The following is a 26,576-nucleotide window of genomic DNA, read 5'->3' on the forward strand; positions in this document are numbered from 1 at the left end:
TGTGAACAAAGATCATGAGCAGATCACGTGACTTTGTTACATTCTACTCGATCTTAATTAGATCGAGCTTTATTCACCTGAATTATGTATAAAATCTTTATTAATTAACATATAATAACTTTTCATATGACATTATATACTGCATTTGATGAGAAAGGATGAAAGCGATTGTCATATATTGCTTCATTCGATATTGGAACAACAAATACAAAAGGAGTTCTTTTATCTAGAGATGCAAAATTGCATTTTGAAAAAGATATAGCGATGACCACCATGCAAGATGATCAGAAAATTGAACAAGAGCCTACGCAGTGGTTTGACGCTATTGTTCAGATTGTCGCTTATTGGTTGCAACAGGGCGTGCAGCCAACAGAAATTGCCTTAGTCACATTTAGTGGTCAGATGCAAGATTGCATTCCCATTCGCCAGTCAGGTTTGCCTGTTCGCCCAGCGATCCTCTATTCAGATAACCGAGCACAGCAGCAAGCGATTTCATTAAAAGAGAAGATTGGAATGGATTCTATTCAGACTTTGACAGGAAATCATCTGAATGAGACTTTAACCTTTCCTAAGATACTATGGTATAAAGAAGAAGAGCCCGAACTGTTTTCTCAGACAGAATCTATATTAATCAACGCAAAAGATTACGTGATCCGTCAGCTATCAGGTCAGAATGTGACAGACCCTACCTCGGCATCTACAACAGGTTTATTCAATCTGAAAGCGCAAAAATGGATTGAAGATTGGTTAAGTCTTTTTGATATCTCAAGTCATATTTTACCAAAGATTTATCAATCGGATGAAATTGTGGGGCAGGTTACAAAGGAGGCAGCTGGTAGAATCGGTTTAGCAGAGGGTACACCTATCTTATGTGGTGTAGGAGATGCTGGAGCAGCTACAATCGGAGCGGGTGTAACACAAATAGGCAAGTTATATGCCTATATAGGTACGACGGGATGGATGGCAATGTTAACTGATCAAGTTCGTCAAATGCCAGTAGGTGTATTCCATCTCGCTTATATAGAACCAAAACGTTATATCGTTGTACCACCGATTATGAATGCCGGACTTGTACATCAATGGGCAGCCTCTGTTTTTGCAACATCAACAATTGAGCAACAGAGTGCATATGAAGAATTAGAAGCTGCTATGCAGTCTGCGAATCGAAAGACAAGTCAGTTGCTTTTTCTTCCATACTTAAATGGTGAGCGTTATCCTGTTCAAGATACGAAAGCAGCAGGCATTTACTTGGGAATTCGCCCTACTACAACTAGAGCGGAGATGAGTTGTGCTGCTTTGGAAGGCGTTGCAATGGCAATGAGACAAGCAATGGAACAGCTAACAGATGGGAAGCCTATTCAGCAGATTACACTGATAGGAGGAGGGAGTAAGAGTAAGATTTGGAATCAAATTATTGCTGATGTACTAGGAGTTGAAGTGCAAATCCCAGTAGAGCCACAATATATCCCTTCGCTTGGCGCGGCAGCGCTTGGATTTGTGAAGTTAGGTTGGACACAAAATGTAACAAACTTTCTTCGATCTTCTTCACAAAATATGACTCGATTTTTTCCAACGGAAGAGCTACAAGAACATTTAGAGAAAAAATATGAACGATATAAGAGAATCTATACCGCATATAAAGATTTGTTTGTTTGATTTCATATATATGTATATAAAACCGGATGAGGTGAATCACTTCATCCGGTTTCTCGATAGTTAGTAGGCTTTTCACTAGTAATAAAAAGTTAAAGGACTCACGAAGACTCTCTTCACATTGATAGTGCCTCCTTGATCTGTCCTTAGTGTTAACTGTTGTTACATTGTCGTTAGACTTGTTGGCTATGACAAGGAGTATCCATGCTTACGGGTGAGCACTTACTAAACCTTTTTGTGACGTTTTAATTTGGGCCAGCGATGCGCATCAACATATTGAATCATGGTCTGAAAGATAATTGCCCATTGATATTCATTCAAGGTTCTGATTGCTTGATCACGAGTTGTGTGTATCGAGCGAAGTAAATGTGTAAATTGGCGTGAAGTAAAGATCCCTCTGAATGCGAGATGAATGGGCAGATTTGGAGAAGCGAGTCCATAGGATGCCAAAGCAAAAAAGATTCTTGCTTGATGGATCGGAATGAGCGATTCTTTTCTCCGTTTAACAATGAGAATGGCTGATTCAACACTTGGTGGTGGCGAGAAATGATGGGCATGAATCGTTTCCTTTAATGACAGTTGAAATTGCATGCGCCAACAGAGAATTTCAGGGTTGGTTGTATTTTTAGCTGTTATTCGTTTCCCTGCCCCTTTTTCTAATACAAATACTGCCTTGGTTAATGATGGGTGTTGAAGTAACTTTCTTAGAATAGGTGTAGTAATCCCATATGGGATTGAACTAACAACAGTGAAAGGATAACGAGGCAGCATAAACTGTAAAAAATCCTTGTGTATCAGATTGATATTTGGGATATTACATATTTTCTTGCTTAGTTTTTCTATAAATTTATGATCAAGCTCGACAGCGGTCACTTTTGTGACTTGCTTGGCTAACGGCAAAGTAAGAGCCCCTAAACCAGGGCCGATTTCAATCACATGCTCATTTCTTGTTAAATTTGCTCTTCTGATGATCGTCTGAATCCAAAATTTATTGTGTAACAGGTGTTGACCTAAAAAGCGTGGTGTATGGGACTTTTTCTGTAATTTTTTTTGTTTTTTCGGCATGCAAAAAGCACCTCTTTCATTCGTATAATGACGATGAAAAGGCACAGCAAACAGATCCAGTGAAATAGCTATAGCATCACTGAATGGGGTTGTACTGTACCTTTTTTTATCGTATACGAATGAAAAAGATGCCTACGTGAAACATAGAATAGCAAGCCTCCACAAACAAGTAGATCATACCTTCTTGTTATTAGATTTAATTAATACTAAATCAGGTTAGCATAAGGAAAAATTCTTGTAAAGAAGTAAATTTCCCCCTCAATGGGGGAATTGTTTCAATGTAATGATTGCATTTGTCGCCATTGATTGTAATTTTGGATCACTTCTTGTGTAATTTTGGGTCCGCTGTTGTTCTGACTATCTGGGTCACCACCAACGCCATACGCATGAACAGCCACCGCACAGACACCGCATTTTTGATTTAACGAATGATAGACAGGTGCGCCACTTTGACCACCATAGGTATCATTTTGATAGAATAGGCGGTGATCTGAAATCTTGCGAATTTGATTATCATGTGTCCACATGGTTCCTTTGGGTTTATCTCCTGGATAGCCTCGTACAGTATCTGCATCTCCCACTTTATATTGTGTATTTAACCCAATCGTACCAGTAGTTGAACCTGGATTGCCATCAAGAATAATGGCAGCATAGTCATAATCAGGTGACTCTGATTTTATCCATTGCTCTGTTGTATGAACTTGAATTCCACGATAAGTACCAAAAGGTGCATCAGAACCATTGCGACCAGGCGTTACTTTGATATCCGTTGACCAATTTCCACCTTCATAAACACAATGTCCTGCAGTTGCTAGCACATTGCGATCAATTAGAAAGCCTGTACAGGTATAATTTTTCCCATCCTGTTTAAATTCGATTTGAGCAATCGCTGCACTAGGCCAATCTTTTGTACTGGTTACTTGTGTACGATCATCTCGACCAATAACGGATTCTTTGTCTGAATGGGTTTTGGCTGCGCCTTTATTTAAGGTTTTACTTAATTTCTTGTTTTCTTCAGGAATATCTCTTAAATCAAGCGTGCCTTTCATAGAAGGTATATAAGTCATTTCAGTTGAAGGATGAAGAGGTTTTGCGTAGGTCAGAGAAATAGGAAGTAATAAAGAAAAGGCAAAGCCAATGATCAATCCAATTGACCATAAACGAGATTTAGATAGCATCAAAGCAACTCCTTTATTTCAAGTTATAGAATAGGACATGAAGTAAAAGGAAATAGGAACATATACTAAGTTTGATTGAGATAAGAAGTGGAAGGGCTTGAAACAGTACATTCTATGTAGGGGGTATGTGTATTAGAATCTAAGATTGACATGGTTGCTCAATATGTATATATTAGAGATAGATGTTATCTATAATTTGGAGGACTTAGTCATGCATTACAGTGTAGGGGTGGAATATGCACTTCATTGTTTGTTTCATCTTGTTTCACTACCTGTGAAGAAACCAATCGGTATTAAGGAATTAGCATCGTTCCAAGGTGTTTCAGAATCATATCTCTCTAAAATTTTTACTAAGCTGGTCAAAGCTGGTCTCATCCAATCCATACCTGGTGTAAAAGGTGGATATGAACTCGCAAGAAGACCCGAACAAATCTCTTTTTGGGATGTTGTCGAGGCGATTGAGGGAAAGCAGCCAGTCTTTCAATGTCGAAATGTGATCGCGAAAAGCGTGATTCATGCAGGAGAAATGGAAGACACATCTGATCATGGAGAAAGTGCAGCTCACTGTCGAATTAATATTACCATGTTGCAAGCTGAAGAACAGATGAAGCAGTTTTTAAAAGAGAAAACATTACAATGGCTGAAAGAAACGTTAGATCAAGAACTTGCGCCTGAGATACAAGAAAAGACAAAGAGCTGGTTTTTACAAAGGTTGGGTTAATTTTTTTCGTCAAATTATAGATAACACTTATCTCTAATATAGGAGGATCAATCAAATGGAAGCACGTATGAAATTGCACGAAATCAATCCAAAAGCATATCAAGCAATGTTAGGTTTAGAAAGATACTTATCACAAACAAAGATCGATCCCATTATAAAGGAATTAATAAAAATCCGTGCCTCGCAATTAAATGGCTGTGCGTTTTGTATCGATATGCATACAAAAGATGCTCGTAAACTGGGGGAGACAGAACAGCGCATATATGCCTTAAATGCATGGCGGGAGACAAATTTCTTTTCACCTGAAGAGCAAGCCGTCCTTGCATTAACAGAGGCAGTTACACTCGTTGCAGAAACACACGTACCAGATGATGTCTATCAGCAAGCGAAGCAGTTTTACAATGATGAGGAACTATCTGAAATCATCATGGCGATTGTAACGATCAATGGTTGGAATCGGATTTGTGTAACCACTCGTCGATTGCCAGGTGAATAAATGGAAAGACTCCCTTGCTCAATAGGGAGTCTTTATTTATTACTTCTATTAAATGGATACATTTTGTTGCTGGCATAGGTGGATAAAGTTTGTTAGTAATTTCATACCATCATCAGTGGCAAATGATTCTGGATGAAACTGAACGCCATAAATAGGATATTGACGGTGTTCGAGTGCCATTAATTCTCGTCCATTCACAGCAACTGAAGATTCAGTTTGATCTACTTCTGCTGTGATGATCAAATCAGTTGGAAAAGGCGACTCTAAATCAACCATTAAAGAATGATAACGCATTACTTTGGGTGTATCATCAATCCCTTTAAAGAGCGTGTCCTTTTTTAGTAGCTGAAGTCTGCTGAGTTTGCCATGCATTGGCTGTATTGCTTGTTTTATTGATCCGCCAAATGCATGGACGATTCCCTGAAAGCCAAGGCAAACTCCTAATATAGGTAAACCACTGGTACCATAGTCTAAAATAACGCGTGAACAGTTGCCAAAGTACTGTGGGTCCATTGGTGATCCAGGCCCAGGACCGATGATGACAGCATCATATGCACCGTTTGATAGGTCATTGAGAAAAGCTTCATCATTACGCTTTACGGTTAGTTCGATATTCTCCAACTCTAACAACATATGATATAGATTGTAAGTGAAGGAGTCGTAGTTATCGATTAATAGCAGTCGAAGTTTATACATTTGATGTCACCTTCTCTGCTAGGGATTGAAGCGTTTGTTCCATTGCTGCTAATTTCTTACGAACTTCTGCATATTCCTGATCTACTGTTGAATCATAAACAACACCGCTTGAGGTTTGTGTAAAACAATCTTTTCCATTACAGAAAAGGGATCGGATCGATAAGCAGAATGCAGCATCACCATTGAGGCTAAATCGACCTACAGCTCCACCATAAGGTCCGCGTGGTTGACTTTCATTGCGGTCGATGATTTTAATGGTTTCAATTTTAGGAGCACCTGTCACCACTCCTCCTGGAAGGATGGCTGCCAAAAGATCATATGCACTCTTATTTTTTGCTAGTTGTCCTACGATGTCGCTAACAATGTGTTGCACATGACTAAAGCGGATAATATACATTAAGTTAGCGACTTTTACACTTCCAGCTTCACAAACACGTGATATATCATTTCGATGGAGGTCGACTAGCATATTATGTTCAGCGATTTCTTTTGGATCGGTCAACAGCTTTCTTGCTAATGCTTTGTCTTCTTGATCGTTCTGACCTCGCTGTACAGTCCCTGCGGCTGGAGTGGTGAGAACACTACGATTAATGCTTGAAACTAACTTTTCGGGGCTTGCTCCCATTAGCTCATATTTACCAAATTGAAGGTAAAACATATATGGACTTGGATTAATCTGACGCAATTTATGATAGACAGCCATTTTCTCGCCATCAATGTGATAGAAAGTTTTAAAGCCAACTTCACTCTGAAATGAATTACCTGCTCGTATTTCTGCTAATGTGTTTTGTACAGCTTGTGCATGACCAGCTACTGTTTCGCTATGTCCAAGTTGTTTTAATGCCTGTAGCTGGGTCGGAATATGATCGTGTGCCATTTCTTGAATTAAATCTTTGATGTAAGCACTTCGATCTTGGTCATATGTGTAGTAATAGAGCAGATCCGTTTCTGTATCATAGAGCAGCCCATCTAAATAAAGTCCAAAGTGAAAAGTTGGGAAATCAGGATGTTCTTTTAATTGGAGAGAAGGTTCAAAGTAATTGATCGCTTCATAGCTAAAATAACCAATCAGTCCGCCTTGATGTGTACTAGAGTATGTTTGAAGTGGGAAATTCTTTTGGAGAAACTGATATGGATTGATATGTTGGAATAGGATCTCCGTCTGTTGTTTAACACCAAAAGTCTGATAGATTGCGTTTTGCTTTCCAACAATTCGGAGCTGATCTCCAGTTGCAATCAATTCTAATACTGGATCAAAACCAATCGTATAATATCGATCTTGATGACGAGGGCTAGACAAAGATTCAAATAAATAACAAGTTGAATGCCTCTTTTTAAGAGAGTAAAACAATTTGTAATAGTCAATATTTTCTCCGAGCAATATTTCCTTTGGTCTTCGTCGAAACCAACTTAAATCGACCGAACTTTCTTTCAATTTACTCATCTAATCACTACCTCACCTTTTCTAAGCTAAACTCATCTAGGAATGTACCTATAGTAACGAAGCATGATAAAACTGTCAAGAGGTGGTAAACAAGCGCTACATTTCAGGGAAGTCAGATTTCATAAAATATATAAAACCCATTTACATAGTCGGTTTAATATGTTTATATACTAAAGGAACAATGTAATCCCCTTGGGGAAATCCCCTTGAGTTCCATTCGCAAATGGAAGCAACCAAACACAGTTGGAGCGAAAGAAAAGAAATAACTGCAAATGAAAAGGTTCTTCGCATTCGTAAAAATGCTGTTCCTCCTGTTCTCGAAGTATAGGTTCCTTCTTTTCGGGAAGAAGAAGTTTCTTCCCTCTGGGAAGACGCTCTTCGTTTTTGCTCACCCAGACGATGAGATGCTCGCTGTAGCGGCAATTCTTTGGATCATCGCCAATGGTGACGAAGTGATTGTCTTTACCGCCTCAAAGGGAGAGGGTGGGCTGACCAACGATCTCTGCCTTCCTCATGAACTGGGCACGGTTCGTGAAGGTGAGCTGATGAAAGCGATGTCGATCCTCGGTGTTTCACGCGTGTACTTGCGCGATTACGGGGACGGAAACCTGCCTGATCGGCGACGAGAGATCACCGATGATCTACTTAATGTGATTCGAACGGAAGCGCCAGATCAAGTCGTCACCCTTCCGCCTTCGGGTGTGACATGTCATCCTGACCATATCGAAATCCAAGAAGCTACTCACGATGTGGTCAAGTCACAGTCCAATCGAATTCCGCTCTTCTATCGGGTGATCCCCAAAGAGAGTGCAGGAATCGTTGACGTGGAGCATGACAGTCTGCCCATCACGCACCTGGTTCCCGCTTTTCCGTTCAAGGAGCAGACCTGGGCGGCGATGAATGCCCACCGGACTCAGAAAGAAGCCATGAGTACCATCTTCCCGGCTCTTGCAGAAAATAACAAAAACCTTCTTTGGGATGAGGAGTACTACTCTCTTATTCCATAAAATCAAGCGCCCCTTCTCCTGTTCTCAAGGAGAGGGGGCGCTTGATTTTACCGTAGATAAAGGGAATTGTTTTCGATATAATGGGTTTGCATTCATGAAACAAAGGTTATAGAGAAGGGTATACATCTTCGCATCCTAAATCGAAGATATTCTTATTTCAATTATACAAACTTTCCATAACCATGACTCTAATAAATAAAAAGAAGTATGATACTTTGACTAGAAGCTGATTTCTTGTAAGACAATAGTCTTTTTGCTAGATGAATATAAACAAGAGGATGTGATGGTTTGAAAAACACCGCTGAACAATCCCCGAAGTTTGTTTTTCTCCCCGATGATGATCCACAAGAAGAAGTAGAGAAAGAGCCTCAACCAAAGAAGAAGCGAACTCCGATTCGAAATACATTAGCTGTGATTACTTTTATCGCAAGTATTGCTGGAATTATTGTTGGGCTATTTAATGGCCCGGTAGGAATCGGGATATCTGCAGCAGGATTTCTGATTTCTATGTTTCTTCGTGGAGGGACACTCCGCTTAGCTCGATATGGGGTCATATTTGGTTTATTAGGAATTATTACGGGAATCATTGCTAGTATCGTTCATGTAATTTTAGCTGTTACACCTGTTGTGTTACCTGCGATTAAAGCCTTAGGTTTAATTGGAACCAGTCTTCAATTTTTGCTGTCTCTCTTTGGTGTTTCTACACAGTAATCAATAGTGCCCAGCGCTTGTTTTAAGGTTGGGCATTGTTTTATTAATGGGCAATCCGTTGTTTTTGTTGTTGCTTTTTAATTTGACCTGAGACATTATCCTCTGCGATCACATAGTGTGGACGTTTTTTAGCCTCATAGTAGATTCTTCCTATATATTCTCCAATTACGCCTAAGAATAACATTTGAATCCCGCCTAAGAGCAGAACTGCTGAAATAATCGTAACATAACCAGGCACATCAACTCCGTGAACAATTGTTTTGATCAATATATATAGCACATAAAGTAAATCAATTGACATTGTGAATAAACCCATGTAAATGGCTACACGCAATGGACGGTTATTAAACGAGATGATTCCATCGATACCATAATTTAATAATTTAAAGAAAGTCCATTTACTCTGCCCTAAAGCACGATCTACATTTTCATATTCAAGCAAGTGTTCTTTAAAACCAATCCATGAGAATAGACCTTTTGAAAAACGATTGTACTCGCTAAGTGCTAACAATGCGTCAATGGCGCGACGACTGAGCAAACGAAAATCGCCTACTCCATCAGTTAACGTAATATGATCAACAAAATGATTAATCAATTTATAATAAAGTTTTGCCGTGAAAGACCGTGTCCATTTTTCATCTTTGCGATTCCGTTTGGCAATCACCTGATCATAACCTTCTTGATAGGCCTCAATCATTTTTGGAATCATAGAAGGTGGATGCTGCAAATCGCTATCCATGATGACGGCTGCTTCACCTCGTGCATAAGTTAAGCCAGCTAACATAGCAGCTTCCTTCCCAAAATTCCGGCTAAATGAAAGATAGCGAACGCGCTGATCTTTATTACCCAACTCCTGTAAAATATGAAGAGTACGATCTTGGCTTCCATCATCTACAAAGATGAGTTCAAAATCAAATTTTTTCATCACTTTTTGAATTTCATCATAAAAGGCATTTAGTACATCTTCTTCATTAAAGCAAGGCGTAATGATGGAAATCATGGTGAAGATCCCCGCTTTCTTTAAATATCATTTTGAGTTTTTAATATCTTTTTAGAAACAATAAACGTAAATGGAATCGCAACAAGTGAAGCAAGTAAAGGTGAAATATCTTTATCCCAATTTAAAATACTGACAAAAAAATACGCACTACTTGTAGATACACTAATATTGACAACATATGTTAAAGGGAACTGAAAAAATTTCTTTAAAGTTGGTTTGGTTTGATATGTAAAATAAGAATTCATAAAAAATGAACCGATCATGCTAATCAAAAAAGCGAGAATGTGAGCTACTAAATAATTCAATCCAAGCAGATGGATAAAAAATAAATAGAGTAAGTAATAATGAAGTGTATTTAACACCCCAACAATAATAAATCGAAGGAGTGGCTGTTTCCAAATTTCTAACATACTTGTGCCAACTTTCTAGGTGAAATCAAACATGTTTATCAAGCGTTAATTTGTTCAATCGTTACAGTGAATGATTTGCACTGGTCGATTTTCACTTCCATTCAGCATTTTTGAGTTGCGCGTTCTTACTATTTATATTTTTCTGTTTCGCTTCTAATTGCTCAATCGGAAAAGTAGGTATTGAAAAAGGCAATGGATCTTTCATGACAGCTGCATTGAGTTGTTCAAATGCTGTGTTGCTTACATATGAATGATAAAGAAAACCAATCGGTAGGGAAAGCTGATTTTCCCATATTCTATACTGACCATACGTCTTTAACAATGAATAATTAAATGGTTATCTTTTGGCAGAATATAATATTTATTTGCTAAAACAGTTTCAAGAAAGTGTCGATGATCTAGATTCTGAAAGAGACTCGTCGTATTATGTTGTAGAACATTATAATCCTTTTTTATAAATCGATGAACAGTTCCAGAAAGAAGACTATTATATGCACCAAAACCATGATATCCCTAAATCATGGATGAATTAAATGTATCAAGCCACCTTTAGGATTTATCTAGCTATTATAAATGCAGAATAAAACATTTGTGTTCAATTTTTAATTTAGTATATTATTCCATTTATCCTTTATTTAAAAGTAATAGAATTTAAAGCGTTATTATGTTAGATTAATGTGAGATTATATTAAATCTTAGGGGGTTTCAAGCAGTTTTAAATTGCTATCATCTATGGAAAGTAAAATAATAAAACCTAATCATAGGTTATATTTGTTTTTTTCATATCTTACTCTATTCATCGCAGCAATGATGGTTCATCTATTTTTTTTAATTGGTAAAAACTATCTTAGTGAAGCATGTTGCGACTCATTTACTCAATTGTCCCATTATTACCCCTTTTTGCAACATACATATGGTCAAGGTAACTTTTTTTGGTCATGGGAAGAGGGGTTAGGAGGAGACGTATTTTCAGAATATCTCTATTATTATTCGACTAATCCTTTTTTCTGGTTAACGATGCCATTTGACTTGTCTTCACTGCAATCTACGATTGAGATGAGACTTTTTCTTAGCATAGGGAAAGTATTTTTGGCCATGATTTTGCTGTTTCATTTTCTTCGTTATCTAAAACGTAGTTATACAGCAGCTGTGACAGGTGCATGTATTTATGGAGGTTCTTATTATTTTTTAATATTTTCACTGCGTTTTGACTTTATGGTTGACGGTATGGTCTGGCTGCCGCTTGTTATCTGGGGTTATGAACGGCTTGTGCAAGAAAATAAAAAAAGTCTCTTTGTTTTATCGATTTTCTTGATTATTAGCTCCAATTTTTATCTTTCCTATATTAGTTCTATTTTTCTTGTTTTATACGCATGTATGAAGTATTTTCAGCTCCATCAATCATTTCGCTGGAAAAGTCTGATCAAACATTATTTACAATTAGCTGGTTATTATTTGATCGGACTGGGACTTGCGGCGTTTGCATTTCTTCCAGCAGTTGATCGCTATTTGCATGTAGATCGCTTCTATGCACATGTAAACATTCCTTTGTTATTTGATGCTCCTTTTTATAAGAACTTGGTTAAGAATCTTTTCCTAATGACCGGCAAGGAAGATTTTGTTGTTATATTTCCTATCCTTGTTTTGATCTTAGTGTTATATGGGTTTCAAATGAGATCAGCAGCAGGAAAGTATCATTTTCGATTCTGTCTATTCATTGCATTTTTAGTAATGATCCCCTTTGTCTATTCTCTATTTAATGGATTTTCATTTATGGAGTATCGGTGGCTTTATTTATTTGTTTTTTCTGTTGCCGTAGCTTCAGCATTTTTGCTTGATGATTTATTAAAGCGGGGTCATCGCTTGGCGATGCCGATTCAACTACTTATCATCATCATCTTTACTTATATTACCTATACAAAAATGAAGAAATGGAAACATTTTTCTGGCGATCAGCATGTTCTAGAGGCACTTCTTTTTTCATGGGTTGCGATTATTGTATATCTTCTCCTCTTTTATCTGAAGGATCGTATTTCAAAGAAATGGGTTGCGAGTGGAATTGTTCTGATTCTAGTAGTCAACATAGGTCTAACTAATGATGTAGCTATGCATTTCTTTGCTGGTGACCCAGAGTTATTAGACAAAAAGTTGGATCAACGACTTGCATGGTATGGTCAGGCAAAAGATCAACAGATGTTTCAATCATTGCAAAATGATGATCGTCAGTTTTATCGGATTACATTAATGAATCGTATAAATGAAATTAATGAAGGATTACTATATCATTTTAAAGGGTTTGGTTTATACAATAGCTTACTATCAGGTGATATTCATCGATTTTTTAAGAATGAATATAATATTCTACAGGTGAATATCCCAAGCCAAGTTAATAAATTAGATAATCGGTTGTTCCTAATGAGTGGTCTAGCAAATAAATACTATGTAATCCATAAAGATAAATCCTTCCGTCCATACGATTATTCGCTATTTCGCACTGCGGGAGATTATACAATATGGAAAAACAATCATCCCTTATCGATTGGTTTTCTTTATCCATCCGTGACCGATTATCGTACATTTCATCAGTTAAATGCATCAGAACGTGACCAGCTCTTTTTATCTGCGGCTGTTGTGGATCATCCTGAAAAGTTTTCTTTGCCTAAGTTTCAGCCCAAGGTTCTTCAAGTAGAAAGAATTCCTTATCATCAAATTAAGCTTGAGAAATCAAACGCTTCACTAAAAGGGAACCGACTAAAAATTGAGGAAAACGGGAAATTATGGATTGAAAATCCATTTTATCAACGTGCAGGTGAATTAATCGTCACCTTTAAAATGAGTAAATGGAAATATAAAAGATACCGAATGGAGTTAGGGGATAAGGTATTTAACCATTTTAAAGGTAAATACAATTACCCCAAAGAGGAAATTTCAATTCATTTGGGTGAGACAAAAGATTGGAAGAGAATCCCACTAAAATTATCTCCTGGTCTCTATCAAGTACGTGATTTAACATTAACATTTCAAACCTATCAAACTTATCATGAGTTGGTGCAACAGCGTCAGCAAGATGAGTTAAAACAAGTCAAAATGGGAAAAAACGGCTATCTAACCGCTAAAATAACAGCAAAGACAAAAGGGCTCCTCTTTCTGTCGATTCCATATAGTGATGGTTGGAAGATCAAGGTAGATGGAAAGGAACAAAAGGCATTAAAAGTAAATACAGCTTTTTTGGGAGTGCCAATAGAACGTGGTACACACCAGATTGAGCTTGCCTATCGTACCCCATACTTATACATGGGCATCACAATATCGGTGATCACATTAATATGTTGGCGTGGCATTCTCCTATACCGACGGCGAAACAGAGTAAAATCTAAGTAACTAAGGCTTAGAGGTGTTAGACTGCAGAAAAACCAAATTAATAAAATAGGAGGTCATACAATTGGAAGAAGAAGGAGAAATCGTGGTGTCAATATTTCGCTGTGGAGCGACTTTCAGGCGCTACAAAGCCACGTCTGTGTAGCGAAGAATAGGCGGTAGTACTGTCTGAGGCGATAGCCGAGTTGATACCGCCCTGAGCGAGCAGACGTGGCGCCTTGAAGACATCTTAGCCCGAAATGGTGGCGAAGCGTGAAATATTGATGGAACTATTGTATCTTGTCTAGAAAACAGAACCTCTAAGTAACTAAGACTTAGAGGTGTTTTAATTGGAATATTGATAGATTGACGTTCGTTTCTTTAAGTGATCAAATTGGCTTTCAACCGAATGAATTCCTAATCCAAAGTAACCTTTGCTGGGATTCCAACTGCTGTAGATTTGTACCGCTTTTAAAATATCTTTTCGATCTTCGAGTTTCTTTAGTTTGACCATTTTTTTGTTTTTTTTCACGATATTCTTCATTTCTGTTGCAATCGAGATATAGTAGGCTTGCTCCTGAATTTGACGGCGCCTGACCAAGTCGTTTACCACTTTTCCTACCATGGCATGGTCAATGTGAAAATCATGTTGTGACATGGACTTAAAAGTCGCGTTTGGAAACATATGAATCCAGCTTTTTACGATAGATTCTACTTGTTTTCTAGGGAATCGACCATTCCGAACCTTATAAAATGCTGTCTGTTCATAAGGAATTCCCATTGCCGTTGTCGCAAGGAAAAATTCTCGGACACGAGCTCGACCAAATTGATTTGGGTTTAAGAAATGAAAGTGTTCCTTTTTCGGACTGTGGATACGGTGATGAATTGGACAAAGGATCGGTTTGCTAAATGGTTGATCTCGACGACCATTGACAACATATCTTGCAGTGGAATATTCACCAAGAGAAAGTAAAACCACATAGACTTTCTTATGTGCAGCAAGATCATTTTTAATCGGTACACCAAAAGTTAATACTTCGTCATCAGCGTGTGGGCTAAAATAGACGACTACATTTTGACTCAAGCTTGGATGAAAACGGGATAGTGGCGTTCGTTTTTTTAGTTCAGAAAGAGTAAATGTATGCTTGGGAATGTAGAAGGGAGACTCTTGTGGTAGTTGGCTTTGCCCAAGACAACACATAATGAGAAGTATTGCTAATAAGGTTACAAATTTTTTCAGTTGTTCTTCATCCAATCTCTATTAATTATTTGATACATTCATATATTAAAAGATCGATTTTGTATTTGCAAATAAATGAATCATCTAAGTGGCGTTAACATATATAATTCTACCAAAAGATAAGATGAATTAACTCAAAGATAATACTTGTATAAGACATCTCTCGGTAGAACATGCTAATTGAAAATAAATTAGAGAGGTGTAACAAATGGAAGATCATAAAAATACCCATCCACCGGAGAATGAGACGCAGCCTCAGCAAGGGATTGATCAAGAAGAAGTAAAAAATAGCCCCCTTGATCAGGAGACTGAAAATCGAATCTCTGAAAGCATTTCTGAAGGAATGGTACAAGGAGATATTGATGGTTTTTAGCGTTCACGTCGCCAAAACCAGATAACCCCCCAGATGGCAAAGATGGCAATGAGCACATAAAAGACTTCTGAATAGATCTGCATATAGCTAATAATCGTTTTCCATTGTGAGCCAAATGCAGCGCCAAGCTGAACAAGGATTAGATTCCAAATGAGAGTACCTAGGGTGGTAAAGAGTAGAAATAGTGGAAGGTTCATTCTTGACATACCAGCGGGAATAGAGATTAAACTGCGAATTAAAGGAACCATTCTGCAAAAAAATACTGTCCAGGTGCCATAACGATGAAACCAATTATTGGCCTTGTGAATATCTTCTTTTTTAAGACGGAGAAGATATCCCCATCGTTCGACGATTCTCTCTATTCGGTGAACATCTAACACGCGTCCTAGACCATAGAGTAGTAGAGCACCGACAACAGCTCCGATTGTGGAAGCAATGACAACACCAGTAATCGTTAAATCTGATTTTACCGTCATAAATCCTCCGAAACTTAAAACGAGTTCAGAAGGGATCGGAGGAAAAATATTTTCTAAAGCAATCATCAGAAAAATACCAAAATAACCGTATTCTTCCATAAATTGAGTAATTGAATTTTCCATGGATTTTTACCACATCCCACTTATCTGCTGTAAATGATTCTAGTTACTTTGTTTCTTTATCATCATCAAGTAGTTGCCTCATCTTGTCAATCATAGGATAATTGACTTATCTATACAGAGGGAGATGAAAAAATGTCGAAAGAGCTCACTTCATCAACAACCTTACATAATGGCGTTAAAATGCCGTGGCTTGGTTTAGGGGTCTGGAAATCACGAGAAGGCGGAGAAGTTGAAAAAGCAGTAGAGTCGGCTTTAAAGCTCGGTTATCGCAGTATCGATACCGCTCGGATTTATGAGAATGAATCAGGAGTAAGCCGTGGTATTGAAGCGAGTGGCGTGGCTCGTAAAGATATTTTTCTCACGACGAAAGTATGGAATACTGATTTAGGATATGAAGAAACTTTACGTGCTTTTGAGGATAGTAAGAAGCGTTTACAAACAGATTACTTGGATTTATATCTTATTCACTGGCCTGTTGAAAATAAGTTTGTCGATGCATGGAAAGCTTTAGAGAAGCTATATGAAACGGGTGAAGTTCGCGCAATTGGTGTTTGTAATTTTCATATTCATCATTTAAAGACGCTAGAAAACCATGCTAATTTGGCTCCGATGGTGAACCAAGTTGAATTTCATCCATATTTAACTCAAACAGAGCTACGCGCTTATTGTGAACAGCATCAAATTCAATTTGAAGCGTGGAGTCCTCTTATGCAAGGGAACTTCTTAAAGGATGAAACGATTCTTTCCATTGCTGACAAGTATCAACGTACACCAGCTCAGATACTTCTACGTTGGGACTTACAGCACAATGTGGTAACAATTCCTAAATCTGTTCGTGAAGATCGAATCAAAGAAAATACTCAAATATTTGACTTTGAATTAACACAAGCAGATATAGACATCTTAGATCAACTGAATCGCGATCAGCGCTTTGGTGCTGATCCAGATAATTTCAATTTTTAATACCTATCTCATGATGGGACCCATCTGATGATGGGTTCTTTTTATTTTCGATGAAAATGATAATCTGTGATAGAATTGTTTAAATTATAAGCCTAGAATGGGAGTTTGCATGATGAAAAGAGTGATGTTAACTGCTATTATTTTTATTTCGTTAGTTGGCTGTTCAAATATTGGAGCTTTATTCGATTTTGGAGCATCTGAGAAAGCGATTGGGCAGATTTCACAATTGGTGAATCAGCGTAATGCAATTCATTCAAAATTGAGTGCAGGCCTCGATAGTTCAAATATGCAGTGGACAATTAAGAAGCTAGAACAGAGTTACCAGCAAGGAAAAAGTGATCCAAAGTTATTACAAAATTTGCTCAACCAAATTAATCGATCAAAAACATCGACAAAAGAACGATTAAACCGTACAAAGGCAATTTATAGTCAAGCCGCAGAATTAAAATATAATTTGCATGACCTGCCTAGCGAAAGAAAAAAAATGGCAATCCATGCATTAGATGCATTTATTGATCTAACGGCAAAAGAGATTGAACTTTTTCATTTTAGTATTAAAATGGACGAGCAGAACGAAACTTATTATCAAGCTATGGGAACAGGGAAGCCATTGCCAAAGGATGATTATGAACGGTTACGGCAAGAGCAGATTAAGCGTAATAAAGAGATTAAGCGCTTATCTGACCGATTTAACCGGGTTTGGGACATTTTTAATGTTGAAATAACTGGTCAAAAAGTGAAGGACCCTGGAGCTTTCTAATATAGAAAGGTGTTGAGTAATGAGTATCTCGAAAGAAGAATGGAAACTCGAACAAAAAAGAGTAAACCATGTGGTTGAATTAGCAAAGAAAAGGATTGGAGGACTAGGTGGATATATAGCGGAAGTGCAAAGTGACATTGTGGATATACGAAAACATTTTTGGGATGATGTAACGGTAAATCTGGATGATGCGACTGAAGCTGCGGAGACAGCAGCTAGTATGAAGCAGCAGTCTGAATTGCTGGCGGAGCGTGAACGCAGTTTTCGCCATGTCAACACGGAGATTGAACGTCTTCGCCGTATAGAGGATTCACCCTATTTTGGACGGGTGGATTTTCGTGAAGAAGGGGAATCAGAAACGGAATCTATTTATCTGGGTATCGCGTCTATGATGGATGAAAAAGGTGAAGATTTTTTAATTTATGATTGGCGTGCCCCCATTTCTAGCCTTTACTATGATCATTCACCTGGACATGTCTCATTCCAGGCGCCAGAGAGCGAAATCAAAGGTGAAATGACCACCAAACGACAGTATGTCATTCGCAGGGGCAAGATTTTGAGTCTCTTTGATACAGGACTGACAATTGGAGACGAATTATTGCAAGAAGTATTGGGAAGGCAAGCAGATGCGCAAATGCGTAGTATTGTCGCAACCATCCAGAAGGAACAAAATCGTCTCATTCGGGATGAAAAAAGCCAACTTTTAATTGTTCGGGGGGCAGCCGGCAGCGGAAAGACATCTGCTGCACTGCAAAGAATTGCCTATCTACTCTATCGTTATCGTGATCAATTACAGGCAAATCAAATTATCCTTTTTTCCCCCAATCCGATCTTTAATAGCTATGTTTCAAGTGTATTGCCTGAGCTCGGTGAAGAAAATATGCAACAAGCTACTTTCCAACAATATTTAGATCGACATTTAGGCAAGGATTATCAAGTAGAAGACCCTTTTCAACAAGTGGAATATACTTTGACAGCTCAACAAGATGTAGACTATCAGATACGAATAGATGGGGTTCATTTTAAATCTACAGAAGAATTTTTACAAATCATTGATGATTACCTTGTCCACTTAGGTAAAAAAGGACTTTGGTTTCAAGATATATGTTATAGAGGGGAGCCGATGGTTACCAAAGAAGAGATCAAAAGACAATTTCTCTCTTATGATACAACGCGCTCGATTCCTTTGCGTATGGATCTCTTGAAAGAGTGGTTACTTGAACGTCTGTCGATCAAAGCGAAACAAGAAGAGAAGGCGGACTGGGTGGAAGAAGCGATCGAATTATTACCAGATGAAGTTTATCAACAAATTCAACAAAGAGTACAGCGCAAGGAAAGATTTTCAGAAGAGACATTTGATGATTTTGAACGTCAACGAAAGATGTTAAAAGAATATGTTGTGAAAAAGCAATTTAAGAAGTTGTATCAATCGGTCAGAAGACTACATTTTATTGATTTTCGACAAACTTACTTAAATATATGGCAGCAGGATGGACAAACCGATTCGCGACTGCCACATGACTGGTCAAGAATTGGGATGCAAACAGCACGTATGTTTACCAAGAAGAGAATTCCTTATGAAGATGCAACCCCTTTTCTATATTTTAAAGGACAAATTGAGGGATTCCCTAAGGACTTGTCAATAAGACATCTCTTTATTGATGAAGCACAGGATTATACACCATTTCAGTTTTTATTCTTAAAAAGAATGTTTCCGCGTAGCAAGATGACGATTTTGGGAGATTTAAATCAGTCTATCTTTGCACATGCAAGTGATGGTTTTCAGTCGATTGGAACACTATTTCCTGAGCAAAGAACAGCAGAGATCGTATTACATCGTACGTATCGATCAACTGAACCCATTGTTACGTTTACTCGACAGTTTATACCCGATGGGAAATCTATACAGCCATTTGCAAGAGATGGGGCATTACCTCGTTTGGTTCATGTGCGGCAGCCGCAAGCATGGATCAAGGCGATCGTAAAAAGTGCAAAGGAGCGTTTAGAACAAGGTTTTAAAACAGTAGCGATTATTTGTAAGACGGCTGCCGAAGCAGATGAAGTATACCAAAAACTGCATCCTTTGCTTGAAGTGCATTTGATCCGAAAAGAAAGTAGCAATTTTGAAACAGGAGTGCTGATTATTCCTTCATATTTAGCAAAAGGTGTTGAATTTGATGCAGTGATCATTTATGATGCATCTTTGTCTGTATATAACAAAGAGAGTGAACGAAAGCTTTTCTATACAGCTTGCACAAGAGCCATGCATGATCTGGAGTTATTCTATATGGATGAATTAAGTCCATTTGTGCAGGAGGTAGATTCTAAATCTTATCAGCAGGTCGAGTTCGATTAAGACGACCTTGCTTTATGTAAATCTTTTGTGGTATAGTGGTGTTTGCCGCGCTAGATGGGGAGCTCGCCGTGCCCTGTAACTCGCAATCGGCGTAGCGGGGTTGAATTCCTATCTGAGGTCTAGATTGTGTGAGGTCTGGTCTCTGTCGAAAGTGTTGACGATTGGGTCCCGCGCAACGAATACTTCTGAACCGTGTCAGGTCCTGACGGAAGCAGCACTAAGGAAGAGCATTCGTGTGCCGTGGGAGTGCCTGATTTGAGCTGGAGCCAGAGAGTCCGCTTGGGCGATTTAGATCAAAGGTAGGTGCGCGGTACATATTATTTGTAAATGAAGAGTGAATCATTGCTCCATCATATATGAAATGAACTTAGTCTACATAAGACCCTATGAGCTGTAATGCTCATAGGGTCTTTTACTTATCAGGAGGAGAAGTGAATATTTGGATAGACGAAGACGAAATCGTGGAGTCAATATTTTACAGCAGATACGGTGTCTTGAAAACATCTTCGAAGCCTGAAATGGAGTTGAGGCGTGAAATATTGACGGAATCATAACCTTTGTCTATAAGCTGCGGTGTTATGGTCATTACAGCTCGTAAGGACTTTGTATAGTACGGGAAATTTTAGAAGAAAGAAGGAAGAAAACATTTGAAGAAGAATTTAAGAAGATGATGTATCTGGATGATATTGGAAATTGATTGCGAAAGTGGAGGGGTCGTCTGTGTCCATCGCATATCGCATCGACAAATTAATCGAGGAAAGTTCTTTCTTGAATGAAGTACCAGGAGCTTCTGTTGTAATTGATAAGACAGGAGTGATTCTTTCCTCAAACGGACCATTTCAACGCTTATTACAACTGAACCGAAAGCAGATTATCGGGAAGCAGTTAACACAATTTGTCCTCTTTCCGAACGAACTGTTGTCCCAACAAGATGATGGCCTACATTGTCAAGGACAATTAGTATCCCAGAAAGTTTCGCCCATTCCGGTAAATATAGAAATGAAAGTGAAGATGGAGAGAGGGAAAAGTTATTATGTTTTCTCCTTTCATCCAGAATATTATTTTCAATCCGTACTTAGGCAAGCATTTGCTTCATTGCCGATTGGAATCGTTTTCGTGAGTACAGAACGCATGATTTTTGATCTGAATGAGACGGCTTGTTCATTGTTGGAGCTGGATCGAAGAGAAATTCTCTACTCAACAATTCGTCAAGATTGGTGTTCGGTCTTCCCGCCTGTTCATCAGTCGATCGAGCAACATGAGGTGATTCATAAGACAGCAGCAGGAGAACGAGATTTGTTAGTTACGACCAAGCAACTTGTGAATGAGCAGAAAGAATCACGGGGTGCGCTTTATTTATTGGAGGATATTACAGATATTCGCTCTTTAGAAAGGCAAATTCTTTATTACAATCGATTGGCAACTATCGGGCAAATTGCGGCAGGAAGTGCACATGAAATTCGTAATCCACTTACTTCGGTAAAGGGTTTTTTACAGATGTTTCAGCAGCAATTGCATGAGGGTGGTCATACCCAGCATGACTTATATATTGAGTTGATGCTAAAAGAGATTAATCGAATCAGTCGTCTGGTTGGCGAGTTTCTCTGTCTTAGCAAACCAAGGCAAATCGAACGAAAGCCATTAGATTTGTTTCAACTCATCCCTGAGCTAGCTCCTATCATACGAAGTGAGGCGATTTTACATAATATTGAGCTTGTGATTGAGCCCTTAACAAAACCCGTTCCATTGGTTTTAGCCGATGCAGAATTATTGAAGCAGGTATTGCTCAACCTAAGTAAAAATGCCATTGAAGCGATGGGTCATGGTGGTGAATTAAGAATTTCTCTTGATCATCAAAAAGAACAAAAGCAACTTTTCATCCATTTGATAGATACTGGACCTGGGATTTCGGCACATTTTATGAAGCAGATTTTTAAACCATTTTTTACAACAAAAGAAAAAGGAACCGGTTTAGGTCTTTCGATTTGTAAACAAATTATGAAAGAACTAAAAGGGGAAATTTTGGTCGATTCCAATCAACATGGGAGTACGTTTTCGATTAGCTTACCAGTAGTAATGGGAGATTAGATACGCTATGATAGAAAGGACTTGTCTGGTTCCCAGGTGAGTCTTCTTTTGTTTTGTAGTATGATAAGGATGTTGTAAAAAGATACGCAGGCTTGGAGTGTTGACAGTGTCCTATCGGGCTTTGTATCGAGTTTGGAGACCCCAACAATTTAAAGACTTAGTCGGGCAAGAGCATGTAACAACAACTTTGCAAAATGCGCTCAGCTCTGGACAATTGGCTCATGCCTATCTATTTCATGGGCCTCGTGGGACAGGAAAGACAAGCGCAGCAAAGATTTTAGCGAAAGCGGTTAACTGTGAACAAGGGCCTGCCGCTGAGCCTTGCAATCAATGCAATGCTTGCCTCAAGATCACAGAAGGTCAAATGATGGATGTAGTGGAAATTGATGCTGCATCTAATCGTGGTGTTGATGATATCCGAGAATTGCGTGATCAAGTTCGCTATACTCCTACAGAAGCACGCTATAAGGTGTATATGATTGATGAGGCACACATGCTGACAATGGAGGCCTTTAATGCACTGCTCAAAACATTGGAGGAGCCCCCATCTCATGTGCTTTTTATATTGGCAACCACAGAACCGCATAAATTATTACCAACGATCTTATCGAGATGCCAACGCTTTGCTTTTCGACGAATCTCTTTTGATCAGATTGTCGCTACATTGGAGAAAGTGTGTCAGTCTGAGCAGGTGAACTATGAGCTAGGTGCACTGCGATTGCTAGCTCGTGCGGCAGATGGAGGCCTACGAGATGCTCTTAGCTTGCTAGATCAAGCTTTTGCATTTGCAGAGCATAAGTTAGATGAGTCGATAGCCACAGTGGTTACAGGTTCAGGGACAAAAAGCCATATGTTGCAGCTCCTACAAGCAATTGGTCAACAGGATGTGGCAAAGTCGATTAGTTTATTGGAGCAATTCATTTCACACGGAGCAGAAGCAGGAAAAATATTAGATGATTTAATTTATGCTTGTAGGGATTTATTGCTTGTACAGACAGCTCCTCAGTTAGATCGACTACAGGGTATTTTTGATAGCCATGATGAAATGCAGGAGCTTCATTCGCTTTGGTCTAGGCAAGATTTATTGACGATGTTGGAAATTTTGCTTTCTTATCAGCAGCAGATGAATCGGGTAACACAATCAAATCTACTGCTGGAAATGGTTTTGATTCGGCTTTGCCAGAAAGAGCCCAATCAGCAAGTCGAATCAACTGATCTAGATCTTGATATGTTGAAAAAAATGCAGCATAAAATAGACCAACTACAGCAGCAAATCAATGAGCTTCGTTTGCAGACTACGACGTCATCTCCATCTACCCCTCAAGTTGTCAAAACGAATCACCCATCAACTGATACAACGCCGCCTCAGGCAAAAAGTGAAGCTACAACTGTTGCTGTTAGCAGGAATCGGCAGGCGAAAACGAATCATTCACCTGATGTGTTTCAGCGTGTAAAAGCCGAGTGGCAACGGATCTTGCAACGGGTGAAAGAATTAAAGATTACGGTACATGCTTGGTTGGTAAACGGAGAACTAAAGGCGGCGACACCAGAGAAGGTTATTCTTGTTTTCTCAAGTGAAATTCATCGTCAGCAAATTGTAGAGCGTGCTGAGAATCGTAAGGTGATTGAGCAAGCGATTCAAGAAGTATTAGGTCAGCCGTTTCAGCTAGAGACAATTATGGCTGATCATTGGCAAGAATCGAATGAAGAGGCAGCTACAGTACAAGATGAAATGGAGCCTCCGACACCTCCTGTCGTTTCAAAAGCACGTCAAATTTTTGGCCCTGACTTAATAGAGTGGCTTGATTAAGAATTTTATGGAGGGATCATAATGAAAAATATGAATCAGATGATGAAACAATTTAAAAAAATGCAACAACAGATGATGAAGGAGCAAGAAAAGCTAGAACAACAAGAGGTTGAAGGAACTGCCGGGGGTGGGGTTGTCAAAGCGATTGTAACTGGAACAAAGCAAGTAAAATCGATTGAAATTGATCCAGAGGCTGTTGATCCAGAAGATGTTGAAATGCTTCAAGATTTGATTGTTGCTGCTGTCAATGAAGCAATGAAAAAAGTAGATGATTTACAAGCTCAAAATTTAGGTAAGTTGACAGGTGGATTGCCAAAAGGATTGTTCTAATTTGACGACCAAGAAGGTGTGAGATCAGATGTATCTTCCACAGCCAATTTCAAAATTGATTGAAGGATTTATGCGTTTACCTGGTATTGGGCCCAAAACAGCACAGCGGCTTGCTTTTTTTGTTTTAACCATGAAGGAAGACGATGTGTTAGATTTGGCTAAAGCGCTTGTTCGAGCGAAGCGTGATCTGTCAACTTGTTCAGTATGTGGCAATATCACCGATCAAGACCCTTGTCATATTTGTTCTGATAAGAGTCGCGACCAAAGTGTAATCTGTGTTGTCCAAGATACACGCGATGTAATAGCAATGGAGAGAACGCGTGAATATAGAGGGCTTTATCATGTGCTACATGGCGCCATATCGCCGATGGAAGGGATTGGACCTGAAGAGTTACAGATTCCTGAGTTGCTGAAACGTGTGAGCAATGAAGAAGTGCAGGAACTCATCTTAGCAACCAATCCAAATGTTGAAGGTGAAGCAACGGCGATCTATTTGTCAAAGTTGGTAAAACCTTTTTCATTGAAGGTGACACGAATTGCCCATGGGCTACCGGTTGGTGGAGATTTAGAATATGCTGATGAGGTAACTTTGAGTAAGGCATTGGAAGGGCGACGTGAACTTTAGCTGTGGATCGAACTGGAAGCTTGATTTGCTTGTCTTAACTTCACGATTCCTTGCATAAGAATAGTAGCGGCAGAACCAACTTGGTTGGCGACGCCGCTTTTTCAATTCTGATCAAGGAGAGTTTTGTTGTGCGAACCTTTTCGGTGTTGTCTTTACGAGTCTGCTTATCAAATGAAAAATTGTCTAATTATCGACATTTGTTTAGCGCGATTTCTGCCCTTTGTTTTTTCGCGACAGTGCCGTTGCAATTTGCATTATTAGATTGGATTCAGACTACAAAAGGAACTTGGTTGATTATTCAAGGGAAAATCGATAACTGGCCATTGCTTTGTTTTGCTCTTTCTCTTTCCTTTATTCAGTTAGTGAGTAGCGCTCTTTTTCTTTTCTTAGGTGCGATTACACTTTTTCGATATGAGCGAGACAGGTGGTATTTAACATCATCCGCACAAAGTTTGTCTTATTTCCTCGCATGGATACAAAGCCTCACAATTCTGGGTACGATCTTAACACAAGTGTTTACCGGTTCCTGGTACGCGCAGTTACTCCCCTATTTACCGCACTTATGGATGATCATGGTCTTTGTGTCTATGTTTTATCCATTTGATCAATCCTCATTTCTTCAACCTTTACCGCGAAAACATCTGTTAAAAGCAGTTGTGATCTGCATGGGTCTATATGTATGTGTCTTTTTTCTGCTTGATCATTACATTACAAAACCGATTGCTGAATGGTTTTCTCTAGAATTGTCCTCTTGGAGAGAACAAAATATTGACCAATCGATCCAACAGGCAGGAAAAATAGGTGGATGGGCAATTCTTTCTCAGTGGTTATTTATTGGATGTATAGGGCCGATTGCGGAGGAAATATTGTTTCGTGGACTGCTGCAAGGTTTGATTGCCAAACGTTGGGGACATTTGCTTGGAATTCTTCTTCCAGCGCTTTGTTTTGCCTTATTTCATGTAGATATTCCCCTATTCTCTCCCTTATTTGTATTAGGTTTGATCTTAGGATGGTTGCGTTATTATTTTGGAGTGCTTTGGGTACCCATTGCCTTTCATATGCTCAATAACTCTATTTCTGTTTGTTTAGATCTACTTTCCTAGTTCTTTTAGGAACGATTTTTTCATAAGATCAGTCATGGATATTCTCTAAAAGTGGGACAAGGAGGACAGGGCAATGTTGGATATCAAATGGTGGCTTTTCATTGCTGTTTTGGGTGTGATACTGATTATGGTGATCAGCCGATCGATTACAAAACCACTTGGTTGGCTTTGGTATTGTATCCTTTATTCCGCAGCAGGTGCAATTGTACTATTTCTTCTCAATTTAATCGGACAGCATTTTCAAATAGAAGTGCCGATCAATCCACTCTCAGCATTGATAGCGGGAGGGCTTGGTATACCTGGGGTTGCCTTCTTGGTTGCATCACAGTTGATGATTTTTTAAAAAAAGTGTTGACATCATTCGACGTTATGTGCTAATCTACTATCTGTCGCCGCTAATAAGCGACAACACATCATAAAGAGATACAAATGATGAAGCACTTTGATAACAGAAGAGTGAACATGTGACCTGTAATTCTTATTGAGCAAGTCAAACTTTAATGAAGAGTTTGATCCTGGCTCAGGACGAACGCTGGCGGCGTGCCTAATACATGCAAGTCGAGCGCGGGAAGCCTCTTCGGAGGTGGAACG

The 26,576-nt window shown here is 38.9% G+C and carries 25 protein-coding genes, 1 rRNA gene and 1 other RNA gene; 18 read left to right on the forward strand and 9 right to left on the reverse strand.

From position 1 onward, the window contains the following. Positions 1-168: 168 nt before the first annotated feature. Positions 169-1,656, forward strand: coding sequence for a xylulokinase (locus BUB71_RS09445; protein ID WP_073154588.1), 1,488 nt, complete (start codon positions 169-171; stop codon positions 1,654-1,656). A 222-nt stretch (positions 1,657-1,878) separates the two neighbouring features. Here BUB71_RS09445 and erm read toward each other — a convergent pair whose 3' ends face one another. Both erm and BUB71_RS09455 read right to left on the reverse strand, forming a co-directional pair. After that, a complete protein-coding gene (gene erm / locus BUB71_RS09450) occupies positions 1,879-2,718 on the reverse strand; it encodes a 23S ribosomal RNA methyltransferase Erm (RefSeq protein ID WP_073154589.1) in 840 nt (279 codons plus the stop codon). A 275-nt stretch (positions 2,719-2,993) separates the two neighbouring features. Beyond that, a complete protein-coding gene (locus tag BUB71_RS09455) occupies positions 2,994-3,896 on the reverse strand; it encodes a trypsin-like serine peptidase (RefSeq protein ID WP_073154590.1) in 903 nt (300 codons plus the stop codon). A gap of 211 nt (positions 3,897-4,107) precedes the next feature. Between BUB71_RS09455 and BUB71_RS09460 the strand changes: the two genes are divergently transcribed. Together BUB71_RS09460 and BUB71_RS09465 are read left to right on the forward strand one after the other, a co-directional pair. Further along, positions 4,108-4,617, forward strand: coding sequence for an RrF2 family transcriptional regulator (locus BUB71_RS09460; protein ID WP_073154591.1), 510 nt, complete (start codon positions 4,108-4,110; stop codon positions 4,615-4,617). 55 nt (positions 4,618-4,672) lie between these two features. Further along, positions 4,673-5,113, forward strand: a complete 441-nt coding sequence (locus tag BUB71_RS09465) for a carboxymuconolactone decarboxylase family protein (RefSeq protein WP_073154592.1) — start codon at positions 4,673-4,675, stop codon at positions 5,111-5,113. 48 nt (positions 5,114-5,161) lie between these two features. Here BUB71_RS09465 and BUB71_RS09470 read toward each other — a convergent pair whose 3' ends face one another. Both BUB71_RS09470 and BUB71_RS09475 read right to left on the reverse strand, forming a co-directional pair. Then, positions 5,162-5,809 carry an anthranilate synthase component II gene (locus BUB71_RS09470; protein WP_073154593.1) on the reverse strand — a complete coding sequence of 216 codons (648 nt, stop codon included), beginning with the start codon at positions 5,807-5,809 and terminating at the stop codon, positions 5,162-5,164. Then, positions 5,802-7,253, reverse strand: a complete 1,452-nt coding sequence (locus BUB71_RS09475) for an anthranilate synthase component I family protein (RefSeq protein WP_073154594.1) — start codon at positions 7,251-7,253, stop codon at positions 5,802-5,804. Before BUB71_RS09475 ends, BUB71_RS09470 begins: the two co-directional genes overlap by 8 nt. Positions 7,254-7,525: 272 nt before the next feature. Here BUB71_RS09475 and BUB71_RS09480 point away from each other — a divergent pair, with 272 nt between their 5' ends. Together BUB71_RS09480 and BUB71_RS09485 are read left to right on the forward strand one after the other, a co-directional pair. After that, positions 7,526-8,260, forward strand: coding sequence for a PIG-L deacetylase family protein (locus BUB71_RS09480; RefSeq protein ID WP_073154595.1), 735 nt, complete (start codon positions 7,526-7,528; stop codon positions 8,258-8,260). Positions 8,261-8,548: 288 nt separating this feature from the next. Beyond that, the gene (locus BUB71_RS09485) at positions 8,549-8,971 is read left to right on the forward strand and encodes a hypothetical protein (protein ID WP_073154596.1); all 423 of its coding nucleotides are present in this window, start codon (positions 8,549-8,551) and stop codon (positions 8,969-8,971) included. A gap of 43 nt (positions 8,972-9,014) precedes the next feature. Here BUB71_RS09485 and BUB71_RS09490 read toward each other — a convergent pair whose 3' ends face one another. The 3 genes from BUB71_RS09490 to BUB71_RS09500 all read right to left on the reverse strand — a co-directional run bounded on the left by BUB71_RS09490 (position 9,015) and on the right by BUB71_RS09500 (position 10,703). Then, the gene (locus BUB71_RS09490) at positions 9,015-9,971 is read right to left on the reverse strand and encodes a glycosyltransferase family 2 protein (protein WP_073154597.1); all 957 of its coding nucleotides are present in this window, start codon (positions 9,969-9,971) and stop codon (positions 9,015-9,017) included. A 20-nt stretch (positions 9,972-9,991) separates the two neighbouring features. Beyond that, positions 9,992-10,381, reverse strand: coding sequence for a GtrA family protein (locus tag BUB71_RS09495; RefSeq protein WP_073154598.1), 390 nt, complete (start codon positions 10,379-10,381; stop codon positions 9,992-9,994). Positions 10,382-10,472: 91 nt separating this feature from the next. After that, entirely contained in the window at positions 10,473-10,703 is a 231-nt protein-coding gene (locus tag BUB71_RS09500; RefSeq protein WP_073154599.1) for a hypothetical protein, read from the reverse strand. A gap of 449 nt (positions 10,704-11,152) precedes the next feature. On the opposite strand from BUB71_RS09500, the gene BUB71_RS09505 reads away from it, so the two are divergent. Next, positions 11,153-13,762, forward strand: a complete 2,610-nt coding sequence (locus BUB71_RS09505) for a YfhO family protein (RefSeq protein ID WP_175552326.1) — start codon at positions 11,153-11,155, stop codon at positions 13,760-13,762. A 322-nt stretch (positions 13,763-14,084) separates the two neighbouring features. On the opposite strand, the gene BUB71_RS09510 is transcribed toward BUB71_RS09505, so the two are convergent. Then, the gene (locus BUB71_RS09510; RefSeq protein WP_073154601.1) at positions 14,085-14,993 is read right to left on the reverse strand and encodes a PIG-L family deacetylase; all 909 of its coding nucleotides are present in this window, start codon (positions 14,991-14,993) and stop codon (positions 14,085-14,087) included. 193 nt (positions 14,994-15,186) lie between these two features. Here BUB71_RS09510 and BUB71_RS19550 point away from each other — a divergent pair, with 193 nt between their 5' ends. Next, the gene (locus tag BUB71_RS19550) at positions 15,187-15,351 is read left to right on the forward strand and encodes a hypothetical protein (protein ID WP_175552327.1); all 165 of its coding nucleotides are present in this window, start codon (positions 15,187-15,189) and stop codon (positions 15,349-15,351) included. Here BUB71_RS19550 and BUB71_RS09515 read toward each other — a convergent pair. After that, positions 15,348-15,950, reverse strand: a complete 603-nt coding sequence (locus BUB71_RS09515; RefSeq protein ID WP_073154602.1) for a DedA family protein — start codon at positions 15,948-15,950, stop codon at positions 15,348-15,350. The two genes, BUB71_RS19550 and BUB71_RS09515, sit on opposite strands and share 4 nt — an antisense overlap. A gap of 132 nt (positions 15,951-16,082) precedes the next feature. Here BUB71_RS09515 and BUB71_RS09520 point away from each other — a divergent pair, with 132 nt between their 5' ends. The 11 genes from BUB71_RS09520 to BUB71_RS09575 all read left to right on the forward strand — a co-directional run. Continuing rightward, on the forward strand, positions 16,083-16,913 hold the full coding sequence (locus tag BUB71_RS09520; RefSeq protein ID WP_073154603.1) for an aldo/keto reductase: 831 nt from the start codon (positions 16,083-16,085) through the stop codon (positions 16,911-16,913). Positions 16,914-17,022: 109 nt separating this feature from the next. Then, positions 17,023-17,673 carry a hypothetical protein gene (locus BUB71_RS09525; protein ID WP_139279053.1) on the forward strand — a complete coding sequence of 217 codons (651 nt, stop codon included), beginning with the start codon at positions 17,023-17,025 and terminating at the stop codon, positions 17,671-17,673. A 19-nt stretch (positions 17,674-17,692) separates the two neighbouring features. After that, complete coding sequence (gene helD, locus BUB71_RS09530) at positions 17,693-20,029, forward strand: RNA polymerase recycling motor HelD (RefSeq protein ID WP_073154605.1); 2,337 nt, start codon at positions 17,693-17,695, stop codon at positions 20,027-20,029. Between the two features lie 45 nt (positions 20,030-20,074). Next, positions 20,075-20,340: signal recognition particle sRNA large type (gene ffs / locus BUB71_RS09535), an RNA gene on the forward strand. A gap of 409 nt (positions 20,341-20,749) precedes the next feature. Further along, positions 20,750-22,117 (forward strand): ATP-binding protein, encoded by a 1,368-nt coding sequence (locus BUB71_RS09545; RefSeq protein ID WP_175552328.1) that lies wholly within the window; start codon positions 20,750-20,752, stop codon positions 22,115-22,117. Positions 22,118-22,223: 106 nt separating this feature from the next. Then, positions 22,224-23,927 (forward strand): DNA polymerase III subunit gamma/tau, encoded by a 1,704-nt coding sequence (dnaX, locus tag BUB71_RS09550; protein ID WP_073154606.1) that lies wholly within the window; start codon positions 22,224-22,226, stop codon positions 23,925-23,927. A gap of 21 nt (positions 23,928-23,948) precedes the next feature. Next, a complete protein-coding gene (locus tag BUB71_RS09555) occupies positions 23,949-24,257 on the forward strand; it encodes a YbaB/EbfC family nucleoid-associated protein (RefSeq protein ID WP_073154607.1) in 309 nt (102 codons plus the stop codon). A gap of 28 nt (positions 24,258-24,285) precedes the next feature. Further along, positions 24,286-24,882, forward strand: coding sequence for a recombination mediator RecR (gene recR / locus BUB71_RS09560; protein ID WP_073154608.1), 597 nt, complete (start codon positions 24,286-24,288; stop codon positions 24,880-24,882). Between the two features lie 128 nt (positions 24,883-25,010). Then, the gene (locus BUB71_RS09565; RefSeq protein WP_073154609.1) at positions 25,011-25,985 is read left to right on the forward strand and encodes a CPBP family intramembrane glutamic endopeptidase; all 975 of its coding nucleotides are present in this window, start codon (positions 25,011-25,013) and stop codon (positions 25,983-25,985) included. Between the two features lie 73 nt (positions 25,986-26,058). Then, a complete protein-coding gene (locus tag BUB71_RS09570) occupies positions 26,059-26,328 on the forward strand; it encodes a pro-sigmaK processing inhibitor BofA family protein (protein WP_073154610.1) in 270 nt (89 codons plus the stop codon). A 154-nt stretch (positions 26,329-26,482) separates the two neighbouring features. Continuing rightward, positions 26,483-26,576 (forward strand): 16S ribosomal RNA (locus BUB71_RS09575); the annotation flags it as partial.

Source organism: Seinonella peptonophila, from assembly GCF_900129355.1.
GTDB lineage: Bacteria > Bacillota > Bacilli > Thermoactinomycetales > Thermoactinomycetaceae > Seinonella > Seinonella peptonophila.